This window comes from Roseateles sp. P5_E11 (assembly GCF_054049355.1).
The window spans coordinates 1-8,223 of the sequence record NZ_JBFUMO010000243.1; the positions used below are offsets into that span (position 1 = coordinate 1).

Sequence of the window (8,223 nt, forward strand, 5' to 3'; positions counted from 1 at the left end):
CCATAATGGTCCGAGCACTCCACAGATCATCATGGACATCACTCAGCTGCTGGCATTTTCGGTCAAGAACAAGGCGTCGGACCTGCACCTTTCGGCCGGCCTGCCGCCGATGATCCGGGTGCATGGCGACGTGCGCCGCATCAATGTCGAGGCCCTGGACCACCGCGCGGTCCACGACATGGTGTACGACATCATGAACGACTCCCAGCGCAAGATGTACGAGGAGACGCTGGAAGTCGACTTCTCCTTCGAGATCCAGGGCTTGGCGCGCTTTCGCGTCAACGCCTTCAACCAGAACCGTGGCGCGGGCGCCGTATTCCGGACCATTCCAAGCAAGATCCTCAGCCTGGAGCAGCTCAACGCGCCCAAGGTCTTCGCCGAACTGGCGCTCAAGCCGCGCGGCATGGTGCTGGTGACCGGCCCGACCGGCTCGGGCAAGAGCACGACGCTGGCCGCCATGGTCAACCACCTCAACGAGAACGAGTACGGCCACATCCTCACCATCGAGGATCCGATCGAGTTCGTGCACGAATCCAAGAAGAGCCTGATCAACCAGCGCGAGGTCGGCCCGCACACGCACTCGTTCGCGAACGCGCTGCGCTCGGCGCTGCGCGAAGACCCGGACTGCGTGCTGGTGGGCGAAATGCGCGACCTGGAAACCATCCGGCTGGCGCTGACTGCCGCGGAAACGGGCCACCTGGTGTTCGGCACGCTGCACACCTCGTCGGCCGCCAAGACGGTGGACCGCATCGTCGACGTCTTCCCCGCGGCCGAGAAGGAGATGGTGCGGGCGATGGTCTCCGAATCGCTGGTGGCCGTCATCTCGCAGAGCCTGTGCAAGCTGAAGGACGGCACCGGCCGCGTCGCGTCGCACGAGATCATGCTGGGCACCTCGGCCATCCGCAACCTGATCCGCGAGAACAAGGTGGCGCAGATGTACTCGTCCATCCAGACGGGCAACTCGCAGGGCATGCAGACGCTGGACCAGAACCTGACCGACCTCGTCCGCCGCAACATCATTTCTCCCGCCGAAGCTCGCTCGAAAGCGAAGTTTCCGGAAAATTTCCCGGGCTAGTCCCGGGGAATTTGACGTCACTCATGTGGCTTGCCACGTGAGTGACGGCAAAACGCCGCAAACATAGAAAGCCATTCATGGAACGCGATCAGGCCTCCAAGTTCATCAACGACCTGCTGCGGCTGATGCTGTCGCGCAAGGGCTCCGACCTCTTCCTGACGGCAGAGTTCCCGCCGGCCATCAAGGTGGACGGCAAGCTGACCAAGGTCTCGCCCCAGCCCTTGACCGGCCAGCACACGCTGCAGCTGGCGCGGGCCATCATGAACGACAAGCAGGCGGCCGAGTTCGAGCGCACCAAGGAGTGCAACTTCGCGATCTCGCCGCATGGCGTCGGGCGCTTTCGCGTGAACGCCTTCCTGCAGCAGGGCCAGGTCGGCCTGGTGCTGCGGACGATTCCGTCGACGCTGCCCACCATCCAGTCGCTGGATCTGCCGGTCATCCTGCGCGAGGTGGTGCAGCACAAGCGCGGCCTGGTCATCGTCGTCGGCGCCACCGGCTCGGGCAAGAGCACGTCGCTGGCCGCGATGATCGACGAGCGCAACGAGACGACCTACGGCCACATCGTCACCATCGAGGACCCGATCGAGTTCGTGCATCCGCACAAGAACTGCATCGTTTCGCAGCGCGAGCTGGGCCTGGACACCGACAGCTGGGAGGCCGCGCTGAAGAACTCGCTGCGCCAGGCGCCCGACGTCATCCTGATGGGCGAGCTGCGTGACCGCGAGACCATGGAGCACGCGGTGGCCTTTGCCGAGACCGGCCACCTGTGCATGGCGACGCTGCACGCCAACAGCGCCAACCAGGCGCTGGACCGCATCATCAACTTCTTCCCCGAGGACCGCCGCCAGCAGCTGCTGATGGACCTGTCGCTGAACCTGCGCGCGCTGATCAGCCAGCGCCTGCTGCCGCGCCGCGAAGGCAAGGGCCGTGTCGCCGCGGTCGAGATACTGCTGAATTCGCCGCTGATCTCAGACCTGATCTTCAAGGGCGAGATCACCGAGATCAAGGAGCTGATGAAGCGCTCCCGCGAGCAGGGTATGCAGACCTTCGACCAGTCCCTCTTCGACCTCTACGAGGCCGGCAAGGTCACCTACGAAGACGCGCTGCGCAATGCCGACTCGGTCAACGACCTGCGCCTGCAGATCAAGCTCAACAGCGAGCGCGCTCGCAGCGGCGACCTGTCCAGCGGCACCGAACACCTGACGATTCTTTGACCCATTGCTCATGACCACCCGCAGCTACGACCCCGTTCCCGCCCGCCGCGTCGCCTTCCTGGGCCTGGGCGTCATGGGCCATCCGATGGCCGGCCATCTGGCGCGCGCTGGCCACCAGGTCACCGTCTACAACCGCACGCAGTCCAAGGCCGAGGCCTGGGTCAAGGAATACGGAGGTGCCTTTGCCGCCACGCCAGCTGAGGCCGCCCGGGGCGCGGAGTTCGTGTTCTGCTGTGTTGGCAACGACGATGACCTGCGCTCGGTGGCGCTCGGCGACGAAGGTGCATTCGCCGGCATGACCTCGGGAGCCGTCTTCGTGGACCACACCACAGCCTCGGCGGCCGTGGCTCGCGAGCTGCACGACGAGGCAGCCAAGCGAGGCGTCGCCTTCGTTGATGCGCCGGTCTCCGGTGGCCAGGCCGGTGCAGTCAACGGTGCCCTGACCGTCATGTGTGGCGGCGATGCGGCCCCTTTTGACATGGTGAAACCCATCGCCCTGGCCTTCGCCAAGGCCGTGACCCTGCTCGGCGGCCCGGGCTCGGGACAGCTTGCCAAGATGGTCAACCAGATCTGCATCGCCGGTGTCGTGCAGGGCCTGTCCGAGGCCGTGCGCTTTGGTCAGAACGCCGGCCTGGACATGACCCAGGTACTCGAAGTCATCGGCAAGGGTGYGGCCCAAAGCTGGCAGATGGACAACCGCGGCAAGACCATGGTCGAAGGCAAGTTCGACTTCGGCTTCGCGGTCGACTGGATGCGCAAGGATTTGGGCCTCGTGCTCGACGAGGCGCGCCGCAATGGCTCACGCCTGCCGGTGACGGCGCTGGTGGACCAGTTCTATGCGGACGTCCAGTCCATGGGCGGGAATCGCTGGGACACGTCCAGCTTGATCAAGCGTCTCTGAMCCAACAAAGCCACAGAGTCACAGAGGCACGGAAAAAGCCGCAGCGAATTCCTCTGCGTCTCCGTGCCTCTGTGGCTGTGCTCGGAGCTACTGCTTTTTCGGCGTGAGGCGAGCGAGTTCGTCTTCGCTGATGATCTCGAACGCTCGGATCACTTTCTTGACGCCGCCGACCTGGCGCGCGATCTCGGTGGCGCGATTGGCCTCGCGTTCGGTCACGCGGCCCATCAGGAAGACCTGGCCGCGCTCGACGACAACGTAGAAGGCATTGCTCAGCAGGTCGCGCGCGTCGATGAACGAGGCCTTGACCTTGCCCTGGATGACGACGTCGTTGGAGCGACCGCTCAGTGCGCTGTGCATCGTGACCGCAGTCTCGTTCAGCACCTTGGTGACGTTCTCGACGCCGGCGACGATGCGCTCCACCTGAGCTTGGTCGGCTTCGTTGCGGGCCTCGCCGGTGATCAGCGCGACGCGGTTGTAGCTGTTGACGTTGATGTGCACCTTGTCGCCCAGCTGCTCGCGGATGCGGGCGCCGGCCTTGATCTCGATGGTCTCGTCCTCGAGCTGGGTGGCCGAGGTGCGGCGGTCGGTGGCGACGCTGACGCCACCCACCATCGCGCCGCCGATCAGCAGTGGCGCGCACCCGGTGGCAAGCGTGCTGGCGAGGATGGCGGCGGTCAGGGTGAGGCTGAGTTTTTTCATCGGGGTTCCGTCAAGGAGGTTATTCGTCGCTGCCGAGCAGTTGCAAGTCGACAGCGTCGACCAGCGCATGCAGCAGCACGCGCTGGGCTTCCACAACGCGTGGCTCGCGGCCGTGGCTGACGCGGATCTGGATATCGGTGTCCTGCAGCAGGCCGCGCCATTCGTCGGCGGCGCCCGGTGGCTGGGCGGTCAACGCGATGATGCTCATCTCCTGCGCATGGGCCACGGCCACGGCTGACTGCCAGGCGTCGCGCTGCTCGCGCAGGGGCTCGATCATGACGAGGACGTCACCCGGGTGGCCATGGGCCTGCAGGAGGCGCGCCAGGTCCACGCCCGCGGCGTCACGGGCCTGGGCGGACAGGCTCCAGGCGGCCAGGCCTGGCCTTTCCTGCTCGAAGCGGCCGGCCAGGCGGGCGGCCAGGTAGTCGGCGTCCATGCTGGCCAGGCCCTGGCCGGCACACAGGATGCGGCTGCCGCCAGTGACGGCGTCCACCACCATCTGCGCGGCCATCGCCAGGGGCCGCGCCAGTTGCTCGGCGGCTTGGTAGAGCAGGTCGGCGCTCTCGAAGAATTGCTGCTGGATTCTTTGTTCAATCATGCGGCGCGAATCATAGTCAGCGCCGCGGGCCGAGCGCCGGGCCGCTCCCAAGCCGGCCCGTTCTGGCGATGTGCTTGCGGTTCAATGCCGCAAGCATCGCCGCCCCCCAGGGGGACCGACCAAGGTATTTCCTTGGGCGAGGGGCTCCATGTTACGCAGCGTCGRAAGCTCCCTGTAACCAGTTGAGTTCGGCACCGTCGATGGCGACGACGTCGAAACGGCAGGGCGGTGGGCTGGCGTGGCGCAGCAGATAGTGCTGGGCCGCGTAGATCAGGCGCTGCTGCTTCCTGGCCGTCACGCTGGCGGCCGCGCCGCCATGCGAATCGCTCGCCCTTGCCCGCACCTCGACGAAGACCAGGGTGCCGTCGCGGTCCTGCAGGATCAGGTCAACTTCGCCGGCACGGCGGTTGGGGCCGCCGCCGACTCGATAATTCCGCTCCACCAGGCGCAGGCCGGCGCGCTGCAGATGCGCGAGCGCCGCGTCCTCGCCCGCCAGGCCGATCTCGGCCCGGTCAGGTTTTGAACGAGAGCCCCACTTGAACATTGATGCCTCTGTGCTTCGTCAGGCCGCACAAGCCGCAGCCGGCGGCCAGCAGTATCCGGCCGCCACGCTCTATCTCGTCGCGACGCCGATCGGCAATCTGGCTGATATCTCCTTGCGTGCCATCCATGCCTTAAGCCTGGCCGATGCCCTGGCCTGCGAGGACACGCGCCAGGGAGCTCAGTTGCTGCGCCATCTGGGCCTGCACAAGCCGCTGATCGCGCTGCACCAGCACAACGAGCGCGAGGCCAGCGCCACTGTCCTCGCACGGCTGGCCGCCGGTGAGCGCGTGGCCTATGCGTCCGACGCCGGCACGCCGGCCATCTCGGACCCCGGCGCCGTGCTCGTGCAGGAGGTGGTCGCAGCCGGCTACCGCGTGCTGCCCCTGCCCGGGCCGAGCAGCGCGGTGACGGCCCTTAGTGTGGCTGGCGACACGGCGGCCCGGTGCTTTGCGTTTGCCGGCTTCCTGCCGACCAAGGCCGGCGAACGCCGCACGGCGCTGCAGGCGGTGCTGGCTGTGGAAGGCCAGAGCCAGGTCGTGTTCGAGGCGCCGCACCGTATCGTCGAGGTGATTGCACTGCTGGCCGAACTGGCGCCGACGCGTCGCGTGACGGTCTGCCGCGAGCTGACCAAGCAGTTCGAGAGCGTCCACACCGCCGAGGCTGCGACGCTGCCGGCCTGGCTCGCGGCCGACGCCCAGCGCCAGCGTGGCGAGTTCGTCCTCGTGCTGCATGCCTTGGCGCCGCAGGCCGCGGCGGACGATGAACTGCCCACTGAGGCCCTGCGCGTGCTGGCCCTGCTCGTCGCCGAATTGCCGCTCAAGCAGGCCGTCGCCCTGGCCGCGCAGATCAGCGGCGCGCCGCGCAACCGCCTCTACGACGCCGGTCTGGCCCTCAAGCGCGGCGGCGACGAGTGAAGAGGCTGCCGGCCGCCAGGCCCAGGGCCAGCAACAGCGCGGGCGCGGGCTCGGGCACCGCGGCAGCGAGCAGATAGACATTGCCGTCAATGCCGACGGCATAGAGGGCGCCATTGCCTCCTTCGCCGAAGCTGGTCAGCGTCGAGCCGCCGAAGGGCGAGGCCAGTGGCGTGGCGGTACCGCCGTTCAGGGTCCAGATGCGGCCGGAGATGTAGTCGCCGAACACGTATTTGCCTTCGAGGCTGGCATCCGCGCCGCCGCGGTAGACATAGCCGCCGATGACGGTGGCATCGCCGTTGGCGCGGCCATAGTCGTAGATTGGCTCGGTCAGGTTGGGCGGCGTGGGGTCGCTGATCCCGGGCGTAGCGATCGTGCCCTCGCGCACGCGCCAGCCGTAGTTGGCGCCACGGCCGAGGCCCGAGGCAGCGGAAGCGAAATCCACTTCTTCCCGCGCGCCCTGGCCCACGTCGCCAATCCACAGGTCGCCCGTCTGGCGGTCGAAGCTGTTGCGATAGGGGTTGCGCAGGCCATAGGCCCAGATCTCGTCATTGCCGGCCACGCCGACAAAGGGATTGTCCGTTGGCACCGTGTAGCCGCCCGCGGGGTTTGGCGTGATGCGCAGCAGCTTGCCCAGGTTGCTGTTGAGGTTCTGGGCGTTGTTGTCGGGGTCGTTGCCACTGCCGCCGTCACCGGTGGCAATGTAGAGGTTGCCCGGGTCCGCGGCATTGAAGCCGATCCAGCCGGCCTTGTGGTTGCTGCGCCCCGCCGGCTGGGCCACCGTGATGACCGTCTTGGCGCTGGCCAGGTCCACGGCACCTGCGCCGTTGACGGTATAGCTCGCGACGACGGTGCTCAGCGTCGTCTTGTCGATGTAGTCGACATAGAAGCGGCCGTTGTTCGCGAAGCCGGGGTCGAAGGCCAGGCCCAGCAGGCCGCGCTCGCCGCCGGTGTCGACCTGCCCCGACAGGTTGAGCCAGGTCGAAACAGTGCCGCCGCTGTCCTGCACCTTGATGCGCCCGGTCTTCTCAACGATGAAGAGCCGCGAATCGCCGCTGGGGGCGGTCAGGAAGACGGGTTGCTCATAGCCCGAGCCGACCAGGGTGGCGGCGAAGGCAGGACCGGCAGCAGCGGCCAGGGCCAGCGTGGCGAGCGGGAAAAGCTTCATGCGGCGCTCCAAATCCGTGAAGGACGGATACGCCGCATGCTGTGCGGGGCCTCGCCTCGCCGGCCATCCCTAGCAGGCCACCGCCAGGGATGGATTTGTTAGCAGGCGTAATGCATGGGTCATCTGGCTCGACACGCGGCTGCGTTGCGTCACTGCTCCCGGGCGTTGTGCTTCTTGCGGTGGATGTCGCGGCTGGCGCCGTCTTGCATGGCGGTCAGGCGGCGGCGCTCTTTGGCGGTGACGGTGCCGTCGGCCTTGGCCTTCGCCTCGGCGTGGTCGACGCGAGCCTGTTCCTTCTCCAGGCGCTGGGTCTCGTGGGCCGTCAGGCTGCCGCTGGCGGCGCCTTGCGCGATCCGGGCCTGCTGGTTCGCCTCGCGCTGGTCGATGCGAGGCGTGTTGGTGCCGGGCGTCTGGGCGAAGGCGCTGGCACCGGTGAGGGTCAGCAGGGCGATCAGGGCTTTGTGAAAGGTCTTCATCGGGGACTCCTTGGGGACGTCGGGTTGCAAGGCCTGTCCACAACGACGCCTTTTTCCGCGCGGCTGACACCCTGCCGGTAAAGAAGGATGTCCATGTCTTCCAATGCCTGACGCCCGACTTCCTAGAATCAAGCCATGATCGCCGTCGAACCCACCCTGGCCCGCCTGGCCACCGCCCGCTCGCAACTGCTGGAGCCCTTCGGCCTGACCGAGGCCTCGCTCTCGCAGGCGCTGCGCCTCATCACCGAGCATCGCGTCGACGATGCCGACCTCTATTTCCAGACCACGCGCGCCGAGGGCTGGAGTCTGGAGGAGGGCATCGTCAAGAGCGGCAGCTTCAGCATCGACCAGGGTGTCGGCGTGCGCGCCGTGGCCGGCGAGAAGACGGCGTTCGCTTATTCCGATGACATCTCGCTGGACTCGCTGCTGGACGCCGCGCGCACCGTGCGCACCATCGCCGCAGCCGGCCAGAGCAAGAAGGTGAAGGTGCCTTCCCAGAGTCGCGTGGCCGGCAGCCGTGAGCTGTACGGCGTGTCCGACCCCATTGCCAGCCTCGACAGTGCCGCCAAGGTCGCACTGCTGGAGCGCGCCGAGAAGATGGCCCGCGCCAAGGACCCGCGCGTCGCTCAGGTCATGGC

The 8,223-nt window shown here is 67.1% G+C and carries 10 protein-coding genes; 5 read left to right on the forward strand and 5 right to left on the reverse strand.

Features of this window, described 5'->3' with window-relative positions; all coding sequences use genetic code 11:
• The first annotated feature begins 31 nt into the window (after window positions 1-31).
• From ACXJKR_RS17725 to ACXJKR_RS17735, 3 genes are all read left to right on the forward strand, one after another.
• Complete coding sequence (locus ACXJKR_RS17725) at window positions 32-1,075, forward strand: type IV pilus twitching motility protein PilT (protein WP_056193010.1); 1,044 nt, start codon at window positions 32-34, stop codon at window positions 1,073-1,075.
• A 77-nt stretch (window positions 1,076-1,152) separates the two neighbouring features.
• The gene (locus ACXJKR_RS17730; protein ID WP_056193006.1) at window positions 1,153-2,289 is read left to right on the forward strand and encodes a PilT/PilU family type 4a pilus ATPase; all 1,137 of its coding nucleotides are present in this window, start codon (window positions 1,153-1,155) and stop codon (window positions 2,287-2,289) included.
• A gap of 10 nt (window positions 2,290-2,299) precedes the next feature.
• The gene (locus ACXJKR_RS17735) at window positions 2,300-3,190 is read left to right on the forward strand and encodes an NAD(P)-dependent oxidoreductase (protein WP_457323940.1); all 891 of its coding nucleotides are present in this window, start codon (window positions 2,300-2,302) and stop codon (window positions 3,188-3,190) included.
• Window positions 3,191-3,277: 87 nt separating this feature from the next.
• Here the strand turns inward: ACXJKR_RS17735 and ACXJKR_RS17740 are convergent, their stop codons facing one another.
• From ACXJKR_RS17740 to ACXJKR_RS17750, 3 genes are all read right to left on the reverse strand, one after another.
• Entirely contained in the window at window positions 3,278-3,889 is a 612-nt protein-coding gene (locus ACXJKR_RS17740) for a BON domain-containing protein (protein WP_457323941.1), read from the reverse strand.
• A 19-nt stretch (window positions 3,890-3,908) separates the two neighbouring features.
• Complete coding sequence (locus tag ACXJKR_RS17745; protein WP_056192992.1) at window positions 3,909-4,487, reverse strand: SIS domain-containing protein; 579 nt, start codon at window positions 4,485-4,487, stop codon at window positions 3,909-3,911.
• Between the two features lie 151 nt (window positions 4,488-4,638).
• A complete protein-coding gene (locus ACXJKR_RS17750; protein ID WP_457323942.1) occupies window positions 4,639-5,031 on the reverse strand; it encodes a YraN family protein in 393 nt (130 codons plus the stop codon).
• Here ACXJKR_RS17750 and rsmI point away from each other — a divergent pair.
• Window positions 5,024-5,944 (forward strand): 16S rRNA (cytidine(1402)-2'-O)-methyltransferase, encoded by a 921-nt coding sequence (gene rsmI / locus ACXJKR_RS17755; RefSeq protein WP_457323943.1) that lies wholly within the window; start codon window positions 5,024-5,026, stop codon window positions 5,942-5,944. The two genes, ACXJKR_RS17750 and rsmI, sit on opposite strands and share 8 nt — an antisense overlap.
• Here rsmI and ACXJKR_RS17760 read toward each other — a convergent pair.
• Both ACXJKR_RS17760 and ACXJKR_RS17765 read right to left on the reverse strand, forming a co-directional pair.
• Window positions 5,922-7,109 carry a PQQ-dependent sugar dehydrogenase gene (locus ACXJKR_RS17760; RefSeq protein WP_457323944.1) on the reverse strand — a complete coding sequence of 396 codons (1,188 nt, stop codon included), beginning with the start codon at window positions 7,107-7,109 and terminating at the stop codon, window positions 5,922-5,924. The two genes, rsmI and ACXJKR_RS17760, sit on opposite strands and share 23 nt — an antisense overlap.
• A 149-nt stretch (window positions 7,110-7,258) precedes the next feature.
• The gene (locus tag ACXJKR_RS17765) at window positions 7,259-7,585 is read right to left on the reverse strand and encodes a hypothetical protein (protein ID WP_457323945.1); all 327 of its coding nucleotides are present in this window, start codon (window positions 7,583-7,585) and stop codon (window positions 7,259-7,261) included.
• Between the two features lie 135 nt (window positions 7,586-7,720).
• On the opposite strand from ACXJKR_RS17765, the gene ACXJKR_RS17770 reads away from it, so the two are divergent.
• The coding region (locus ACXJKR_RS17770) for a PmbA/TldA family metallopeptidase (protein ID WP_457323946.1) at window positions 7,721-8,223 on the forward strand (503 nt) is incomplete at its 3' end.